18 protein-coding genes are annotated in these 18,037 nt (G+C 68.3%); 1 reads left to right on the plus strand and 17 read right to left on the minus strand.

Annotated features, from left to right (window positions below):
- Positions 1-58 precede the first annotated feature (58 nt).
- From metK to pyrR, 12 genes are all read right to left on the minus strand, one after another.
- A complete protein-coding gene (metK, locus tag QCD75_RS17040) occupies positions 59-1,294 on the minus strand; it encodes a methionine adenosyltransferase (RefSeq protein WP_301230551.1) in 1,236 nt (411 codons plus the stop codon).
- Positions 1,295-1,372: 78 nt separating this feature from the next.
- Positions 1,373-2,653, minus strand: coding sequence for a bifunctional phosphopantothenoylcysteine decarboxylase/phosphopantothenate--cysteine ligase CoaBC (coaBC, locus tag QCD75_RS17045; RefSeq protein ID WP_301230552.1), 1,281 nt, complete (start codon positions 2,651-2,653; stop codon positions 1,373-1,375).
- A gap of 26 nt (positions 2,654-2,679) precedes the next feature.
- Positions 2,680-2,940 (minus strand): DNA-directed RNA polymerase subunit omega, encoded by a 261-nt coding sequence (gene rpoZ, locus QCD75_RS17050; protein WP_091251816.1) that lies wholly within the window; start codon positions 2,938-2,940, stop codon positions 2,680-2,682.
- Between the two features lie 39 nt (positions 2,941-2,979).
- Positions 2,980-3,552, minus strand: a complete 573-nt coding sequence (gmk, locus tag QCD75_RS17055; protein ID WP_301230556.1) for a guanylate kinase — start codon at positions 3,550-3,552, stop codon at positions 2,980-2,982.
- 25 nt (positions 3,553-3,577) lie between these two features.
- Entirely contained in the window at positions 3,578-3,913 is a 336-nt protein-coding gene (gene mihF / locus QCD75_RS17060) for an integration host factor, actinobacterial type (RefSeq protein ID WP_301230558.1), read from the minus strand.
- Positions 3,914-4,239: 326 nt separating this feature from the next.
- Positions 4,240-5,100 (minus strand): orotidine-5'-phosphate decarboxylase, encoded by an 861-nt coding sequence (gene pyrF / locus QCD75_RS17065; RefSeq protein WP_301230561.1) that lies wholly within the window; start codon positions 5,098-5,100, stop codon positions 4,240-4,242.
- Positions 5,093-8,434: a carbamoyl-phosphate synthase large subunit gene (carB, locus tag QCD75_RS17070; protein ID WP_301230563.1), complete on the minus strand. Its 3,342-nt coding sequence runs from the start codon at positions 8,432-8,434 to the stop codon at positions 5,093-5,095. The genes pyrF and carB overlap by 8 nt, the downstream gene beginning before the upstream one ends.
- Entirely contained in the window at positions 8,434-9,696 is a 1,263-nt protein-coding gene (gene carA / locus QCD75_RS17075) for a glutamine-hydrolyzing carbamoyl-phosphate synthase small subunit (RefSeq protein ID WP_301230566.1), read from the minus strand. The genes carB and carA overlap by 1 nt, the downstream gene beginning before the upstream one ends.
- Complete coding sequence (locus tag QCD75_RS17080) at positions 9,677-10,195, minus strand: PH-like domain-containing protein (protein WP_301230567.1); 519 nt, start codon at positions 10,193-10,195, stop codon at positions 9,677-9,679. Before QCD75_RS17080 ends, carA begins: the two co-directional genes overlap by 20 nt.
- Positions 10,195-11,568, minus strand: a complete 1,374-nt coding sequence (locus QCD75_RS17085; protein WP_301230568.1) for a dihydroorotase — start codon at positions 11,566-11,568, stop codon at positions 10,195-10,197. Before QCD75_RS17085 ends, QCD75_RS17080 begins: the two co-directional genes overlap by 1 nt.
- Positions 11,568-12,611, minus strand: a complete 1,044-nt coding sequence (locus QCD75_RS17090; protein ID WP_301230570.1) for an aspartate carbamoyltransferase catalytic subunit — start codon at positions 12,609-12,611, stop codon at positions 11,568-11,570. The genes QCD75_RS17085 and QCD75_RS17090 overlap by 1 nt, the downstream gene beginning before the upstream one ends.
- Positions 12,608-13,207, minus strand: coding sequence for a bifunctional pyr operon transcriptional regulator/uracil phosphoribosyltransferase PyrR (gene pyrR / locus QCD75_RS17095; protein ID WP_301230571.1), 600 nt, complete (start codon positions 13,205-13,207; stop codon positions 12,608-12,610). Before pyrR ends, QCD75_RS17090 begins: the two co-directional genes overlap by 4 nt.
- A gap of 136 nt (positions 13,208-13,343) precedes the next feature.
- Between pyrR and QCD75_RS17100 the strand changes: the two genes are divergently transcribed.
- Positions 13,344-14,612 (plus strand): PrsW family intramembrane metalloprotease, encoded by a 1,269-nt coding sequence (locus QCD75_RS17100; RefSeq protein WP_301230572.1) that lies wholly within the window; start codon positions 13,344-13,346, stop codon positions 14,610-14,612.
- Positions 14,613-14,674: 62 nt separating this feature from the next.
- Here the strand turns inward: QCD75_RS17100 and nusB are convergent, their stop codons facing one another.
- The 5 genes from nusB to QCD75_RS17125 all read right to left on the minus strand — a co-directional run bounded on the left by nusB (position 14,675) and on the right by QCD75_RS17125 (position 18,028).
- On the minus strand, positions 14,675-15,085 hold the full coding sequence (gene nusB / locus QCD75_RS17105) for a transcription antitermination factor NusB (RefSeq protein ID WP_069951903.1): 411 nt from the start codon (positions 15,083-15,085) through the stop codon (positions 14,675-14,677).
- Complete coding sequence (gene efp / locus QCD75_RS17110) at positions 15,085-15,648, minus strand: elongation factor P (protein ID WP_056429593.1); 564 nt, start codon at positions 15,646-15,648, stop codon at positions 15,085-15,087. The genes nusB and efp overlap by 1 nt, the downstream gene beginning before the upstream one ends.
- A 180-nt stretch (positions 15,649-15,828) precedes the next feature.
- Complete coding sequence (locus QCD75_RS17115) at positions 15,829-16,347, minus strand: tetratricopeptide repeat protein (protein ID WP_301230574.1); 519 nt, start codon at positions 16,345-16,347, stop codon at positions 15,829-15,831.
- On the minus strand, positions 16,347-17,438 hold the full coding sequence (gene aroB, locus QCD75_RS17120; RefSeq protein WP_301230576.1) for a 3-dehydroquinate synthase: 1,092 nt from the start codon (positions 17,436-17,438) through the stop codon (positions 16,347-16,349). Before aroB ends, QCD75_RS17115 begins: the two co-directional genes overlap by 1 nt.
- A complete protein-coding gene (locus QCD75_RS17125) occupies positions 17,435-18,028 on the minus strand; it encodes a shikimate kinase (RefSeq protein ID WP_301230578.1) in 594 nt (197 codons plus the stop codon). Before QCD75_RS17125 ends, aroB begins: the two co-directional genes overlap by 4 nt.
- Positions 18,029-18,037 lie beyond the last annotated feature (9 nt).

The raw sequence follows: 18,037 nt of genomic DNA on the forward strand, positions 1-18,037 counted from the left end.
GCACTGACATCGAATGCCACACGTCCAAGCCCGCTGGCGGAGCTTCATACGGGCGGGCTCAGGCGTTGAAGAACGCCTTCAACTGATCGACCCGGTCCAGCCGCTCCCACGTGAAGTCGGGATCCTCGCGGCCGAAGTGGCCGTGGGCCGCGGTCTTTGCGTAGATCGGGCGCTTGAGGTCGAGGGCATCGATAATGGCTCGGGGGCGCAGGTCGAAGATCTCGGCGATCGCGGCGCTGATCCGCGCCGGGTCCACGGTCTCGGTGCCGAAGGTTTCCACATAGGTTCCCACCGGGCGGGCCTGGCCGATCGCGTAGGCGATCTGGATTTCGGCGCGCTTCGCGAGACCGGCGGCAACCACGTTCTTGGCCACCCAGCGCATGGCGTAGGCTGCCGAGCGGTCCACCTTGGACGGATCCTTGCCGGAGAAGGCGCCGCCGCCGTGGCGGGCCATGCCGCCGTAGGTGTCAACGATGATCTTGCGGCCGGTGAGGCCGGCGTCGCCGACAGGGCCGCCAATGACGAAGGCACCTGCCGGGTTCAGGATGTTTCTGGCCCGGGAGATGTCCAGGTTGGACAGCGCCATGACGGGGTCAACCACATGCGCGGCGAGGTCGGCGCGGAGCTGGTCGAGGCTGGCGCCTTCGGCGTGCTGGCTGGAAATGACGACGGTCTCGACCGAGACGGGCCGGTTGCCCTCGTAGCCGACGGTGACCTGGGTCTTGCCGTCGGGGCGCAGGTAGGCGAGTTCGCCGTTCTTGCGGACCTCGGTGAGCCGCTCGGAGAGGCGGTGCGCGAGCCAGATCGGAACCGGCATGTAGGACGGTGTCTCGTCGCTGGCGTAGCCGAACATGAGGCCCTGGTCCCCGGCGCCCTGGAGGTCGTAGTCGTCCTCCTGGCGTCCTTCACGGGCTTCGAGCGAATTGAAGACGCCGCCGGCGATGTCGTTGGACTGCTGGCCGATGGAGACCGACACGCCGCAGCGGGCGCCGTCGAATCCGTTGGCTGAGGAATCGTAGCCGATGCCCAGGATGGTTTCCCGGACGATCTGCGGGATTTCGACGTAGGCGTCGGTGGTGACCTCGCCGGCGACGTGGACCAGCCCGGTGGTGGCCAGCGTCTCCACGGCGACCCGTGACTCAGGGTCCTTCGCCAGCAGGGCGTCGAGGATGGCATCGCTGATCTGGTCACAGATCTTGTCGGGGTGTCCTTCGGTCACCGACTCGGACGTGAAGAGCCGGAGCGAGGCGGGCGTGGACCCGTGGAAATCAGGGATGTGCAGCGGTAAAGTCACTCAACTACCTTACTGGTTGGAAAACGGACGTCCGGCGGCGTGTGTCCCCGTGCTAAGGAGACGTTGCTTACGCCAGGTTCAGGCTGGCGGAACGACCCGGCTCAGCTCGGCGCTGACACGGTCGATCACGGCAGCCGCAACATCGGATTTGGAACCCGACGCCTCTTGGGCTTCGGAGCCGGAGCGGGAAAGGATGACTACGGAGTTGGTGTCCTCGCCGAAGACCTTGTCCTGGCCCACATGGTTGACCACCAGCAGGTCACACGCCTTGCGGCGCAGCTTGGCCGCGGCATAGTCCAGGACGTCGCCGTCGGCGTCGCCGGTCTCGGCAGCGAAACCCACGATCAGCTGCTTGCGGGACGCTGCGTCGCGGACCTCAACGAGTTCCCGCAGGATGTCCGGGTTCCGGACCAGCGAGATGACCGGGTCGGCGAGGTCGTCGCGCTTCTTGATTTTCGTCCCGGACACATCGGCCGGACGGAAGTCCGCGACGGCTGCGGCCATGATGATGACGTCGGAATCGGCGGCGGCGTGCAGGGCCGCCTTGCGGAGCTCCAGGGCGGTCTCGACCTTGACGACGTCGACGCCTGCCGGCGGCGGGACGTCCATGTGGGCGGCCAGCAGCCGGACCTTCGCACCGGCATCGCGGGCGGCGGCGGCCAGCGCCACTCCCTGCTTGCCGGAGGAGCGGTTTCCGAGGAACCGGACGGGGTCCAGCGGCTCGCGCGTGCCTCCGGCGCTGATCGTGACGGTGAGCCCGGCCAGCGGCCGCGGCGGCGCCGACAGTTCGGCTTCCGACGCCGGCATTGCGGCGGTTTCGGGCAGCGCCAGCGCGCCGGCGAGGGCCAATGCCGCGTCGAAGATGGCTTCGGGTTCGGGCAGCCGGCCCGGCCCGGAGTCGGATCCGGTCAGCCTGCCGGAGGCAGGCTCCAGCACGGTGACGCCCCGGCTGCGGAGCGTCTCGACGTTGGCCCGGGTCGCGGGGTGCTGCCACATCTCGGTGTGCATGGCGGGGGCCATCAGCACCGGGCAGCTGCCGGCCATGAGCAGGGTGTTGCTCAGGAGGTCGTTGGCCTGGCCGGCGGCGGCGCGTGCCAGCAGGTCGGCGGTAGCGGGGGCCACGACGATCAGTTCGGCCTCGTGGCCGAGGCGGACGTGGTTGACGGTGTGCACCTCGTCGAAGACGCTGTTGCTGACCGGATGACCGGACAGCGCTTCCCAGGTGGCGACGCCGACAAAGCGGGTCGCGGCCTCCGTGGGGATGACTGTAACGTCATGGCCGGCTTCAGTAAAAAGCCGGAGGAGCGACGCCACCTTGTAGGCGGCTATCCCTCCCCCGACTCCGAGGACTATGCGCACGTGAGACTCCGTCTGCGTCTGCGGAACTACTCTGCAGGCTGGATCGGGGTGGAAACGAGCTTGCCTTCATTGATCTCGCGCAGGGCGATGGAGAGCGACTTCTCGTTCAGCTTGGTGTCGACCAGCGGGCCGACGTACTCGAACAGGCCCTCGTGCAGCTGGGCGTAGTAGGCGTTGATCTGACGGGCGCGCTTGGCGCCGAAAATCACCAGTCCGTACTTCGAATCGGCAGCCTTCAGCAGCTCGTCGATCGGCGGGTTGATAATGCCTTCAAGGTTCGTGGACACGAATTCTCCAAATTCTAACGGGCCGATACGTCCCGGCGCCTAGCGTGGGTTCGGGGTCAGCCCCATGAGTGAAACAAGCTCGTCCGCTGCCCGTCGAACGTCATCATTGATGACGGTGTGGTCAAACTCCGGTTCAGCGGCAAGTTCTAGTTTAGCGGTTTCCAGCCTCTGCTGCTGTTCTTCCGCTGTTTCCGTGCCGCGGCCCACGAGACGGCGGACCATTTCGTCCCAGCTCGGGGGGGCGAGGAAGACGAACTGGGCCTCCGGCACAGCCTCCTTGACCTGGCGGGCGCCCTGCAGGTCGATCTCCAGCAGCACCGACCGGCCGTCGGCAATCGCGGCGTCCACGGTGCTGCGCAGGGTTCCGTAGCGGTTGCGCCCGTGGACGACGGCCCACTCCAGGAGGTCCCCGTTCTCGACCAGGGAGTCGAATTCCTCGGCTGATTTGAAGAAATAGTGGACGCCGTCGATCTCGCCGGGCCGCGGGGGGCGGGTGGTCGCCGAGACGGAAAGCCAGACGCCGGGATAGTTGTCCCGGATGTAGGTGGACACGGTGCCTTTGCCAACAGCCGTCGGGCCGGCGAGGACTGTCAGTCCCGGTTTCTTGCTCACATATTCCTTCGGGCGGGGTTTGGATTCAGCGCGGCGGACCGGGCTGTTTGTCGTCTATAAAATCTACCAGCGCCCGGCGCTGGTGAATTCCCAGGCCGCGGACCCGCCGTGATGCCGCAATGCCGAGCTGTTCCATGATCGCCGCGGCCCGCACCCGCCCGATGCCCGGCAGCGCCTCGAGCAGTTCAACGATCCGCATCCGGGCGATCGCATCGTCGGACTCCCCGGCGCGGAGTAAGTCCGCGATCGTAAGCTTGCCTGACTTGAGCCGGTCCTTGGCTTCCGCCCTGGTGGTCCTGGCCGCCGCCGCCTTGGCCAGGGCGGCGGCACGCTCCTGCGGAGTGAGGGGTCGCAAACTCACTGAATGCCTCCCTGCATTGTCGGGCGGACCGCGCAAACGGCCCGGCCGGACGGGCCGAACAGCACCCCGGCCGGTTCCGCGGCCTTGTCCTGAACCTACCGTCTCGGCGAGGCAGAAATCAATGGACACGTTCAGCGCCGCAGCCCTCCGGAACGGCCGACGGCGGTGCGGCGGCAGTCGGGCGGCGGTCACTCGGCGGCTCAAGGGACGGCGCGGCGGCGGCCATCTGACACGAATGGCCGCCATGGCGCGCCCCGCAGCGGCCCTTTGCGTCAACCGGATGGCGTCCGCGGTGCCCGGGCCGCCTGGCCCCGCGGGTAATGCGCCTAGGCCGAGCGCAGCTCCTCAAGGGTGCGCCGGGCAGCGTCCTGCAGGTCCTGGATCCGCGGTCCGGCGCCGAGAATGTCCCGGCTGGACGTTCCGAGCACCTGGCCGTAGGCGCTGCCAAAGGTCCGGCGCAGGTCAGCAGCCGTCGCGCCCTGCGCACCGAGGCCCGGGGCGAGGATCGGGCCGCGCACCGCCGCGAGGTCCAGGTCAAGGTCCGTGAGCGCGGACCCGACGGTCGCGCCGACCACGAGGCCGGTTGACCCCAGCTCCCCCGCGTAGCGGCGGTTCTCCGCCGCTGCCGCCTGCACGATCCGGCGGGCTACGGAGTCCGCGCCGCCGACGTGCTGGACGGAGGCGCCCTCGGGGTTGGAGGTCAGTGCCAGGACAAAGACGCCGCGGCCGGTTTCCGCCGCGAGATCCAGGGCCGGACGGAGCGATTCAAAGCCCAGGTACGGGCTCAGCGTGACCGAGTCGGCGGCCAGGGCGGAACCGTCCCGCAACCAGGCGTCGGCGTAGGCGGCCATGGTGGAACCAATGTCGCCGCGCTTGGCGTCGGCAATGGTCAGGACCGAGGCCTCCGCCGCCGCGGCGAGGGTGCGCTCCAGGACGGCCATGCCAGCCGAGCCGTGCCGCTCATACAGTGCCACCTGGGGCTTGACCGCGGCAGCGAGGGACCCCACTGCCTCCAGGACGGTCAGCGAGAAGCGCTCCAGCCCGGCGACGTCGTCGTTCAGTCCCCAGCCCTGCAGCAGCGCCGGGTGCGGATCGATCCCGACACACAAAGGACCGCGGTCCGCCATGGCCCGGCCCAGCCGGGAGCCGAAGGACTCCCGGCCGGCAGCGGCAACAGCCTCAGGCATGCGAGTTCGCTTCCTGCGCGACGCGCTCCTGCGAGGCTGCTTTTTGCGATGCCGCCAGGGCCGCGGCGTGCTCCTGCAGGCTCGTTACCGACCACTCGTAGGTGCGCAGCGCCTCGATCGCCTGGACGGCGGCGTTGAACTCCGCCACCGTCGTGATGCAGGGGATGCCGATCGACGTCGCGGCGGCGCGCAGTTCGTAGCCGTCGCTGCGGGCCTCGCCGCCGGAGGGGGTGTTGAAGACCATGTCGATCTCGCCGGCGATGATGAGGTCGGCGATGGTGCCCTCGCCCTCGGCGCTGGAACCCTCGGCGACCTTCCGGACCGGAGTGGCCTGGATGCCGTTGCGGCGCAGCACGTCGGCGGTGCCGCCGGTGGAGACGATCTCGAAGCCGAGGTCGGAGAGCCGCTTCACACCCATGATGACCGAGCGCTTGTCCCGGTTGGCCACGGAGACGAAGATCTTGCCCTCGGTGGGCAGCGCGTTGTTGGCGGCGGCCTGGCTCTTGGCGAAGGCGGTGTCGAAGTGCTTGTCGATGCCCATGACCTCGCCGGTGGAGCGCATTTCCGGCCCGAGCAGCGAATCCACCACCTTGCCTTCCGGGGTGCGGAAGCGGCTGAAGGGCAGCACGGCTTCCTTGACCGAGACCGGGGCGTCCAGCGGCAGCGTGGAGCCGTCGCCGGTTTCCGGGAGCATCTTGTAGGCCGTGCGGAGCTGGTTGACGGTGACGCCGGTGCCGATCAGGGCCGCCGCCTTCGCCATCTGCACACCGGTCGCCTTGGAGACGAACGGCACGGTGCGGGAGGCCCGCGGGTTGGCTTCCAGGACGTAGAGCACGTCGGAGGCCAGGGCGAACTGGATGTTGATCAGGCCGCGGACCCCCACGCCCTCGGCGATGGCGAGGGTGGCGGTGCGGACCCGCTCCAGCACGTTGTTGCCCAGGGTGATGGGCGGCAGTACGCAGGCCGAGTCGCCGGAGTGGATGCCGGCCTCCTCGATGTGCTCCATGATGCCGCCGAGGTACATCTCGGTGCCGTCGTAGAGCGCGTCGACGTCGATTTCGACGGCGTCCTCGAGGAACCGGTCGATCAGCACCGGGTGGTCCGGTGTGATCTCGGTGGCGTTGGCGATGTAGCGCGAGAGGTTGGGCTCGTCGTACACGATCTCCATGCCGCGGCCGCCGAGGACGTAGGAGGGGCGGACCAGGACCGGGTAGCCGATTTCGTCGGCGATCTTCTTGGCGTCGTCGAAGGACACGGCGGTGCCGTTTTTCGGCGAGATCAGGCCGGCCTTGTCGAGCACCCGGGAGAAGGCTCCGCGGTGCTCGGCGAGGTCGATCGCCTCCGGGGAGGTGCCGAGGATCGGCACCCCGGCGTCGGCGAGCTGCTGGGCGAGCTTGAGCGGGGTCTGGCCGCCCAGCTGGACGAAGACGCCCATCACGCCGCCGGTGCGCTCCTCGGCCGCGATGACCTCGAGCACGTCCTCGAGCGTGAGCGGCTCGAAGTACAGCCGGGTGGAGACGTCGTAGTCGGTGGAGACGGTCTCGGGGTTGCAGTTGACCATCACGGTCTCGTAGCCGGCCTTGCGCAGCGCCATCGAGGCGTGGACGCAGGAGTAGTCGAACTCGATGCCCTGGCCGATTCGGTTGGGGCCGGATCCGAGGATGATGATGGAGGGTTTGGCGTGCAGCGCGACCTCGTCCTCCTCGTCGTATGAGGAGTAGTGGTACGGCGTGTACGCGGCGAATTCGGCGGCGCAGGTGTCCACCGTCTTGTAGACCGGACGGATGCCCAGTGCCTGCCGGACGCCGCGGACCACGTCCTCGGAGTTGTGCGTCAGCGCGCCGATCTGTTCGTCGGAGAAGCCGTGGCGCTTCGCGCGTTTCAGCATCTCCGGGGTCAGGGCGGCGGCCTGGCGGATTTCGACCGAGATCTCGTTCAGGAGCTGGAGCTGGTCCAGGTACCAGGGGTCGATTTTCGTCGCCTCGAAGAGCTGTTCGACGGTGGCGCCGCCGAGCAGGGCACGCTGGACCTGGTGCAGGCGGTCCGTGGTGGGCCGCTTGGACTTCTCGATCAGCTCCGGGACTTCCCATTCCGGGACGTGGCTGAAGTCCAGCTGGGAGCCCTTCTGCTCCAGGGACCGCAGCGCCTTCTGCAGTGCCTCGGTGAAGTTCCGGCCCATGGCCATGGCCTCGCCCACCGACTTCATGGTGGTGGTCAGCGTGGGGTCCGCCGCCGGGAACTTCTCGAAGGCGAAGCGCGGGACCTTCACGACGACGTAGTCCAGTGTCGGCTCGAAGGAGGCCGGCGTCTTCTGCGTGATGTCGTTCGGGATCTCGTCCAGGGTGTAGCCGAGGGAGAGTTTGGTGGCGATCTTGGCGATCGCGAAGCCCGTGGCCTTGGAGGCCAGGGCGGAGGAGCGGGAGACGCGCGGGTTCATCTCGATCACGACGACGCGGCCGGTGTCGGGCTCGACGGCGAACTGGATGTTGCAGCCGCCGGTGTCGACGCCGACTTCGCGGATGACGGCGATGGAGATGTCGCGCAGGCGCTGGTATTCGCGGTCGGTCAGGGTCAGGGCCGGGGCGACGGTGATCGAGTCGCCGGTGTGCACGCCGACCGGGTCGAAGTTCTCGATGGAGCAGACAACCACGACGTTGTCGTTCTTGTCGCGCATCATCTCGAGCTCGTATTCCTTCCAGCCCAGGATGCTCTCTTCGAGCAGCACCTCGGACGTGGGGCTGTACTGCAGCCCCTGGCCGACGATGCGGCGGAGGTCGTTCTCGTCGTAGGCGAGTCCGGAGCCGAGCCCGCCCATGGTGAAGGAGGGCCGGACCACCATCGGGTAGCCCAGGTCCTCGGCGGCGGTGAGGGCCTCGTCGATGGTGTGGATGATGTGGCTGCGGGCCGATTCGGCGCCGCAGCGTTCCACCACGCCCTTGAACTTTTCGCGGTCCTCGCCGAGCTCGATCGCGGCGATGTTGGCGCCGATCAGCTCCACGTTGTACTTCTCCAGCACACCGTTCTTGTCCAGCGCGATGGCGGTGTTCAGGGCGGTCTGCCCGCCCAGGGTGGGCAGGAGTGCGTCCGGGCGTTCCTTGGCGATGATCTTCTCGACCACTTCGGGGGTGATCGGCTCGATGTAGGTCGCGTCGGCGAACTCCGGGTCGGTCATGATGGTGGCCGGGTTGGAGTTGACGAGGATGACGCGGAGGCCTTCCTCTTTGAGGACGCGCAGTGCCTGGGTGCCGGAGTAGTCGAATTCGGCCGCCTGGCCGATCACGATCGGGCCGGAACCGATGACCAGGACGCTCTTAAGGTCAGTTCTCTTAGGCATTACTTCTTGTCCTCAGTGTTGGATTCGGTGGAGGTTTTGGTGTCCGCCATGAGCTGGATGAAGCGGTCGAAGAGATAGGCGGCGTCGTGCGGGCCGGCAGCGGCCTCGGGGTGGTACTGCACGGAGAAGGCCGGGATGTCCAGGCACGAGAGGCCCTCGACGACGTCGTCGTTGAGGCTGACATGGCTGACCTCGACGCGGCCGAAGCGCTCCTCGGGGGCCCGGGTGGCTCCGTCGAGCGGGGCGTCGACGGCGAAGCCGTGGTTCTGCGAGGTGATTTCGACCTTGCCGGTGCGGCGGTCCATCACGGGCTGGTTGATGCCGCGGTGGCCGTAGCGCAGCTTGTAGGTGCCGAAGCCCAGGGCGCGGCCCAGGATCTGGTTGCCGAAGCAGATGCCGAAGTAGGGGATCTTCTCGTCCAGGACCGAGCGGAGCAGCTTGACCTGGTTGTCGGCGGTGGCGGGGTCGCCCGGGCCGTTGGACACAAAGAAGCCGTCCGGGTTGACCGCCTGGACATCGGCCAGGGTCGCGGTGGCGGGCAGCACGTGCACGCGGACGCCCCGCTCGGCGAAGCGGATGGGGGTCATCCGCTTGATTCCCAGGTCGATTGCGGCGATGCTGAAGCGCGGTTCGCCCTCCCAGCCCCAGTCTTTGGGTTCCACCGTGTAGGCCGTCTCGACGCTGACTTCTTCGGCAAGGCGTGAGCCTTCCATCGGGGCGCTGGCCAGGACGGTGTCCACGAGTTCCTTGTCTGTGGCGCGGGCGGAGTCACCGGAGAAGATGCCGGCGCGCATGGTCTTGTGCTCGCGCAGGTGCCGGGTGATGGCGCGGGTGTCCACGCCCTGGATGCCGACGATGCCCTGTTCGACCAGTTCGTCGTCGAGGCTGCGTTCGGAGCGCCAGTTGGAGGGCCGGCGTGCGGCGTCGCGGACGATGTAGCCGGCCACCCAGATCCGCCGGGACTCGGCGTCGTCCTTGTTCACGCCGGTGTTGCCGATGTGCGGGGCGGTCTGGACCACGAGCTGGCGGGCGTAGGAGGGGTCGGTGATGGTTTCCTGGTAGCCGGTCATGCCGGTGGCGAAGACGGCCTCGCCGAGCGCGGTTCCGGTGGCGCCGTAGCTGGTGCCGCGGAAGATCCGGCCGTCCTCGAGCACGAGGGCCGCGGGGGTGGATGCTGCTGCTGTTGAAACTGCTGTTGCTGAAACTGCTGTTGCTGAAACTTCGTTGGAGTCCGTCACGTCGTTACTTTCCACTATCGGCATTGGCCTGAGGGGCCGCGGGGATCAAATCTTGCAGGGCGTTGAGGAGGAGGGTTTTGTCGCCGGCGTGCCGGGTGCGGAAGCCGGAGTCCAGTTCGCGGGTGCCGAGCATCCAGCTGACCACCAGGAGCCCGTCCTTTTCGACGAACTTTCCGGCCATGCCGCTTTCCTGCCGGACCCCTGTGAGCCGGGCCGCGGGGATGAAGACCGGGCCGGCGCCGGCGCGGTCGAAGAGCACGCCTTCCGGGTGGACGCTGAGTTCGGCGTTGGTGCGGATCCCCAGGTTGTGGACCGCGATCCGGTCCAGCCAGTCACCGGCCGTGGTGGAGGCGACGTACTGGCCGTCGGCGACGGCCAGCGCCGCGCCCAGTTCCGCGGGGATCTCCGGCAGCGGCTCGACGTCGGCCTGGCGGCGCAGGCGGTTCCGCCAGCCGACCGCCAGCAGGGCGAAAACCCCGGCGGCGAGGGCCAGCATGATCAGGAGGAAGGGCAGCTTGTCCATCAGTGGCCTGCCGTTGCGGTGCCGGGCAGTTCGGCCTGCTCCGGGAGCCAGCGGTACGGGGTGTTCAGCTTGCCGTCCAGGACGGTGGGGTGGCCCTTGAAGAACGTCGCCACCACCTTGCCGGGGAGTTCCCGGCCGGCAAACGGAGAGTTACGGCCCATGGTTGCCATCTTAGAAGGGTCCACGGTCCACCGCGCAGCCGGGTCCACCAGTGTGACGTTGGCGGGTTCGCCGGCGTCGAGCGGGCGTCCCTGGTCCGTCAGCCGGCCGATGGCGGCGGGTGCGGTGGAGGTGACCCGGGCGAAGTCGGCCCAGCCCATCAGCCCGGTTTCGATCATGGTGTGCTGCACCACGGACAGCGCGGTTTCCAGCCCGGTCATGCCCATGGCGGCCTGGGCCCATTCGCATTCCTTGTGTTCGCTGGGGTGCGGGGCGTGGTCGGTGCCCACGACGTCGATGGTGCCGTCGGCCAGCGCGGCGCGCAGGGCCTGGACGTCGGCGTCGGTGCGCAGCGGCGGGTTGACCTTGTAGACGGGGTCGTAGCTGCGGGCGAGTTCGTCCGTGAGCCAGAGGTGGTGCGGGGTGACTTCGGCAGTGACGTTGACGCCGCGGGATTTGGCCCAGCGGATGATCTCGACCGATCCGGCCGTGGAGACGTGGCAGACGTGCAGGCGGGAGCCGACGTGCTGGGCGAGCAGGACGTCCCGGGCGATGATGCTCTCTTCGGCGACGGCGGGCCAGCCGGTGAGTCCGAGGACGGCGGAGACTTCGCCCTCGTTCATCTGCGCTCCGGCGGTGAGCCGGGGTTCCTGCGCGTGCTGGGCCACAACGCCGTCGAACGCTTTGACGTATTCCAGTGCGCGGCGCATCAGCACGGGGTCGTGGACGCAGATGCCGTCGTCGGAGAAGACCCGGACCCGGGCGCGGGAGTCGGCCATGGCGCCGAGTTCGGCGAGCTGCTCCCCGGCCAGGCCGACGGTGACGGCGCCGACCGGGCGGACGTCCACCCAGCCGGCGGTGCGGCCCAGGGTGAGGACCTGTTCGACGACGCCGGCGGTGTCCGCCACCGGGGTGCTGTTCGCCATCGCGTGCACGGCCGTGTACCCGCCCAGGGCCGCGGCGCGGGTGCCGGTCTCGACCGTTTCGGCGTCTTCGCGGCCGGGTTCGCGCAGGTGGGTGTGGATGTCCACCATGCCGGGCAGGGCCACGAGCCCGGCGGCCTCGATGACGGTGGCGCCGTCGGCGGAGAGATTCAGGCCGCGTTCGGCGATGATGCCGCCGCGGATCAGGAGGTCTTCGGGGGCTCCGCCGAGAATGGCGGCGCCGCGGATCAGGTAGGCGCCGGTGCCTGCGTCCTGTTGCTGTGATGCCATTAGTGGCTCTCCTTGGGGGCGTGGGCGGAGGTGGTCTCTGCGGAGGCGGAAGTGGTGGTGTTCGGGCGGCCGGCCGGTTCGCGGGTGTCCCCGGAGAGCAGCAGGTAGAGGGCCGCCATCCGGATGGACACGCCGTTGCGGACCTGCGCCAGGACCGTGGAGCGGGGCGAGTCGGCGGCCGCGGACGAGATCTCCAGGCCGCGGTTCATCGGCCCGGGATGCATGATGATGGTGTCCTTGAAGCCCAGGGTGTCCAGGGCGCGGAGCCTGTTGTCGTCGAAGCCCCAGCGGCGCGAGTATTCGCGGGTGGTCGGGAAGAAGGAGGCGTTCATCCGTTCGCCCTGCACGCGCAGCATCATCATGGCGTCCACGCCGCGGGCGAGGGTCTCGTCGAGGTCGTAGCTGACGCTGCACGGCCACTTTTCGACGCCGATCGGCAGCAGGGTCGGCGGGGCGACCAGGGTGACTTCGGCGCCGAGGGTGCGCAGCAGCCAGACGTTGGAGCGGGCCACCCGGGAGTGCAGCACGTCCCCGGCGATCGCGACCCGCATGCCGGTGAGGGCTGCCCCCGCGGACGGGGTGCCGGCCAGCTTCGACCAGTGCCGGCGCATGGTGAACGCGTCCAGCAGCGCCTGGGTGGGGTGCTCGTGGGTGCCGTCGCCGGCATTGATGACGGCGGCGTCGATCCAGTCCGTGGCGGCGAGCCGGTGCGGGGCGCCGGAGGCCCAGTGCCGGATGACGACGGCGTCGGCCCCCATCGCGGAGAGCGTCTGGGCCGTGTCCTTAAGGGATTCGCCCTTCGAGACGGAGGAGCCCTTCGCGGAGAAGTTGATGACGTCGGCGGAGAGCCGTTTGGCGGCCGCCTCGAAGGAAATGCGGGTGCGGGTGGAGTCCTCGAAGAACAGGTTCACCACGGTCCGGCCGCGCAGGGTGGGGAGCTTCTTGACCTCGCGCTCCCCCACGGCCGCCATTTCCTCGGCGGTGTCGAGGATGCGGACGGCGTCGGAAAGGCTCAGGTCTTCGGTGGAGAGCAGGTGCTTCACGCGGTGGCCTCGATGACCACTTCGTTGACGGGCGCGCCGTCGACGGAGTCGGTTTCCTCGAGCCGGACCCGGACTTTCTCAGCGGAGGAGGTGGGGAGGTTCTTGCCGACGTGGTCCGCGCGGATCGGCAGTTCCCGGTGGCCGCGGTCGATCAGCACCGCGAGGCGCACGATGCGGGGACGGCCGAGGTCGATGATCGCGTCGAGGGCGGCGCGGATGGTCCGGCCGGAGTACAGGACGTCGTCGATCAGCACTACCACCTTGTTGTCGATGCCGGTGCGCGGAAGCTGCGTGGGGTACGGCGGGCGCATGGCCTGGTGGGACAGGTCGTCGCGGAACATTGTCACATCGAGCTGGCCCACGATCGCGGCGGGGTCCACGGTGGGATCGGCGGCGGCAATCTTGGCGGCAAGCCGGACGGCGAGGGGGTAGCCCCGCCGCGGGATGCCCAGCAGGACCAGGTCCTGGGAGCCCTTGTTGGACTCGAGAATCTCATGGGCGATACGAGTGAGTGCACGGTCGATGTCCGCCTGGTTGAGTACCACTCGGGTAAGAACAACCTTGGCCGGAACCGGTGCTTCTGGAACAGAAGTCAACGCTCGTCTCCCCTTTCCCCGCCTCACGGGACGGAATTAAAAAAGGATGGTTTGCCCTCCCAAATTACCACAGCGGCACTGACGCCCCGGCCCCGCCGGCATGCGTTTAACCTCACACGGACATAGGCTCTGGACCATGATGACGAACGAGCCGCAGCCGGGCCATGACCACCCTGGGTATTCCCCCGGCGGCCGGCCCCCGCTTCCCCAGCAGGCCAACCCGACGTGGCTGGGGCAGGTCCAGCCGGAGGATTACCGGCCGGCTCCTGCCAGCCAGGGCGGCCCGGGCCGGCCGGCGCCCCTGCCCGCCCTTCCGCCGGCGCCGCGGGGCCGCCGCTCCGCCGGCGTTCTCGGGCTTGCCCTGGCCGGTGGTTTCCTCGCGTTCCTCAGCGTCTTCCTGGTGCTGCCGTTCCTGCTGGGCAGCACCGGAATTGCCGGATTCGGCATCGGCTTCCTCGCCTCGCTGATTCCGCTGGGTACCGTCCTGCTGACGGTGCGCTTCATCGACCGCTGGGAGCCCGAACCCAGGGCGCTGCTGCTTTTCGCGTTTGTCTGGGGAGCCGTCGTCTCGGTTGCGGTGACGATGCTGCTCCAGCCCTACTTCTCGTTCGTGGCCGGGCCGGCGTCCGGCCTGGACTACAAGACCTTCGCCGTGACGGTCCAGGCACCGGTGGTGGAGGAATTCGCGAAGTCCCTGGGACTGCTGTTGCTCCTGCTCTTCGCCCGGAAAAGCTTCGACGGACCGGTGGACGGTGTGGTATTCGCCTTCACGATCGCGGCCGGCTTCGCGTTCACCGAGAACATCCTCTACTTCGGCCGTGCGATCGCCGAGTCCAGCGACCCCGGCACGGACCTCGCGGTGGTGTTTTTCCTCCGCGGGGTGATGTCTCCGTTCGCACACGCCATTTTCACGGGCACGACCGGGCTGGTCATGGGCTTCGCCGCGCGCCGCTGGAACAACGGGCTCTCCGTGCTCGCGTTCGCCGTCGGCCTCGTTCCCGCGATGCTGCTGCACAGCGGCTGGAACAGCATGGGGCAGAACTTCCTGGCCCAGTACCTGCTGGTGCAGGTTCCGATCTTCCTGCTGGCGGTCCTGGTCATCGCGCTGCTGCGGGTCGCCGAGCGCCGGCTCACCCGCCAGCGGCTCAGGGAATACGCGGCGGCGGGCTGGTTCACCGCGGCCGAGGTTGAGATGCTGGGCACCGGCGGCGGACGGCGTTCCGCCCTGCGCTGGGCCAACTCCATCGGCCGCGGCCCGCAAATGAAGGCCCTGCTGCGTGCCGCCACCCAGCTCGCCTTCACCCGGCAGCGGATCCTCAGCGGCCGGGACGTGCCGGTGCACCAGCTCGATGAGCGGCGCCAGCTGGCCGAGATTGCCGCCCTCCGTGCCGCCGTCGTAGGCTGATCCGGAGAAATGCAAGAACCCCGCCGGGATGTTCCGGGCGGGGTTCTTTGGCGCGTCTGGCCTTAGGCGAGCAGCGAAGGCTTCAGCTGCTGCAGGCGGCCCAGCAGGCCGTTGATGAACGACGGCGACTCGTCCGTGGAGAGCGTCTTGGCAAGCGCCACGGCCTCACTGACGGCAACGCCGTCGGGAACGTCGTCGTTGTAGAGCAGCTCCCAGGTGCCGATCCGCAGGATGATGCGGTCCACCGACGGCATCCGCTCCAGGGTCCAGCCCTGCGAATAGGTTTCCAGGAACTCGTCGATCGCGCTCTGGTGCGAGACGACTCCCTCAACGATTTCGAGGGTGTACGGGTTGACGATCTGGTCCGTCTGCTCCCGGCGGGACTTCAGCACATCGAACGCCGATACGGAACGCTGCTCCGCCTCGAAGAGAACATCCAGGGCCCGGTTACGGGCCTTACCGCGTGCACTCACTAGTCGTTGACCCGCCCGAGGTAGCTGCCGTCGCGGGTGTCGACCTTGACCTTGGTGTTGTTCTCGACGAACAGCGGCACCTGGATCTCGTATCCGGTTTCGAGCGTGGCAGGCTTGGTGCCGGCCGAGGAGCGGTCGCCCTGCAGGCCCGGTTCCGTGTAGGTGATCTCGAGCACGACGCTGGGGGGCAGCTCGATGTAGAGCGGATTGCCCTCGTGGATGGCGATGTTGACCATCTGGTTCTCGAGCATGAAGTTGGTGGCGTCACCCACGGTTGCACCCGGGACGGTGAGCTGGTCGAAGTCGGTGGTGTCCATGAACACGAAGTCCGCGCCGTCCTGGTACAGGTACTGGTAGTCGCGGCGGTCAACCGTGGCGGTTTCGATCTTGAGTCCGGCATTGAAGGTCTTGTCGACCACCTTGCCGGACATCACGTTGCGCATCTTGGTGCGCACAAACGCGCCGCCCTTGCCGGGCTTGACATGCTGGAACTCGATGATGTTCCAGAGCTGGCCCTCAAGCTTAAGGACGGTTCCGTTCTTGATGTCGTTAGTGGTTGCCACTGTTTCCTCTGGTTTCGTTATTGGCTGCTGCCAGCTGCAGGCCGATTATGCCAGGCAAGCATGCCGAACGGCCCGCCAGCGCGTGTTTATCAAAAATCCAAGATCCATTCTACCGGTTTTGCGGGTCCGCTGCCCGACGGGCCCGGGGGGCGCCCCCGCGGGGGCCCTGGCTGCACGGTGTCAGGAGGAGAGATCGAGGACGTACCGGGCGCGTTGCAGCGCCACCGTCGAGGCGTAGATCAGGGCGGCATCCGCGGACCCGGCGACGAACAGGTCCAGTGCCTTGGCGAAGCATTCGACGGCGGCGGCAGTGTTGCCGCTGGCGAAGTAGGAGCGTCCGAGGTGCTGGCGGATGACGGGCTCGTCCGGGGTGCCGCGGGTCTCGGCCAGCAGCTGCCGGAACAGTTCGACCGCCCGGTCCAGCCGGTTGGAGACCCGCAGGACGTCCGCTTCGAAAATGCGCAGGCGCAGCGAGGAGGGGTCGTTGTAGCGGGCCTCGGCGAGCAGCTCGGCCGCTTCGGCGGCGTGGCCTTGAACGAGGCGCACGAAGATCAGGTCACCGGGGTCGGCCGAGGCTGCCAGCGCTGCCGCGACGGCCTCCTCGTTGACGATCTGCGGCACCAGGGTGTCCGGGTTGATCCGGATCCCGGTAAACCCTCCGTCCGGCCAATCGCTGGTGCCGCCTGTGGAAATTGGCATCAGGAGGCGATCTCCTGGTACGCGGCGAACAGCAGCGAGGTGTCCGGGACGTCGAGGATTCCGGGGCGGGCCACGCCGTCGAGCACCACGAAGCGCAGCAGGTCACCGCGGGACTTCTTGTCCCGCCGCATGCCGTCGAGCAGGGCCTGCCAGCGGTCGCGCCGGTAGGTGATGGGCAGCCCGAGGCTTACCAGGATGCTGCGGTGCCGGTCGGCGTCGGCGTCGCTGAGGCGGCCGACGCTGCGCGAGAGTTCCGCCGCGAACATCATCCCGACGGAGACGGCGGCGCCGTGCCGCCAGGAATAGCGCTCGACCAGTTCGATCGCGTGGCCCAGGGTGTGCCCGTAGTTGAGGATTTCGCGCTGGCCGGTTTCCTTAAGGTCCTCGGATACCACCCTGGCCTTCACCGTGATGGCGCGTTCGATGAGTTCGCGCACGGCGTCCGAGCGGGGATCGGAGACGGCGGCGGGATCGTTTTCGATCAGCTCGAGGATGGCGGGGTCGGCGATGAAGCCGCACTTGATGACCTCGGCCATGCCGGAGATGATCTCATTCTTCGGCAGCGTGTCCAGGGTGTCGAGGTCCGCCAGGACACCGGCGGGCGGGTGGAACGCCCCGACGAGGTTCTTGCCTTCGGCCGTGTTGATGCCGGTCTTGCCGCCGACGGCGGCGTCCACCATGCCCAGCAGGCTCGTGGGCATGTGGATGACCTTGACGCCGCGCAGCCAGGTCGCGGCCACGAAGCCGGCCAGGTCCGTCACGGCCCCGCCGCCGACGGCGACGATGGCGTCCGAACGGGTGAAGTCGTTCTGGCCCAGCACCTGCCAGCAGAAGGAGGCCACCTCGATGTGCTTGCCCTCCTCGGCGTCGGGGATCTCGGCGGTGAGTGCCGTGAACCCTGCCGTGGAAAGTTCCTCCCGGACGGTGTCGCCGGTGAGGCGCAGCGCACGCGGGTGGATGACGAGGACGCGTTTGACCCGCTCCCCCAGCAGTGCCGGCAGGCCGGCCAGCAGGCCGCGGCCCACAACGACGTCGTAGTTCTCACCGGGCGTCTGCCCGGTGACCTTGATGACTGTTGATTCAGTGGTCACTTTTCAACTTCCTTTGTCGCCGCTGGCGTGGGTACGGCCGCGGTTCCCGCGGCGGCGTAACCGCGCAGGGCATCTTCAATCCGGTGCGCAAGGTCCGGAACGGACCCGTTCCGCACGTCGATTACCAGGTCGGCCAGCCGTTCGTAGACCGGCCGGCGGGTGGCGAACAGTGTCTTCCATCGTTCCATGGCGTCTCCGGCCAGCAGGGGCCGGCCCGAATTGCGGGCGATGCGTTCCGCCACCGTGTCCGCGTCGCACTGCAGGTAGACCACGGTGCAGCGTTCGAGCAGTTGCTGGGTGCCGGAGTCCAGCACGGCCCCGCCGCCAAGGGAGATGACCGTGCTGCTGCCCTGCGCGTCTTCGATGGCGCGGGCGACGGCCCGGGCTTCCAGCTCCCGGAAGGCGTGCTCGCCACGGCTGGCGAAGATCTCCGCGATGGATCCGTGGTTTGCCACCACCACGACGTCGGTGTCCACGAAGGTGGCTCCCAGATGCTGCGAAAGCTGGTGTCCGATGGCTGACTTGCCCACCGCCATTGGCCCGATCAGTGCGATGGGCCTGGCGGTCCTCCCGGCCGGCGCTGCCGGCATTTCAGCGGG

The sequence above is a fragment of the Arthrobacter sp. PsM3 genome (genome assembly GCF_030433895.1).
Lineage (GTDB): Bacteria > Actinomycetota > Actinomycetes > Actinomycetales > Micrococcaceae > Arthrobacter.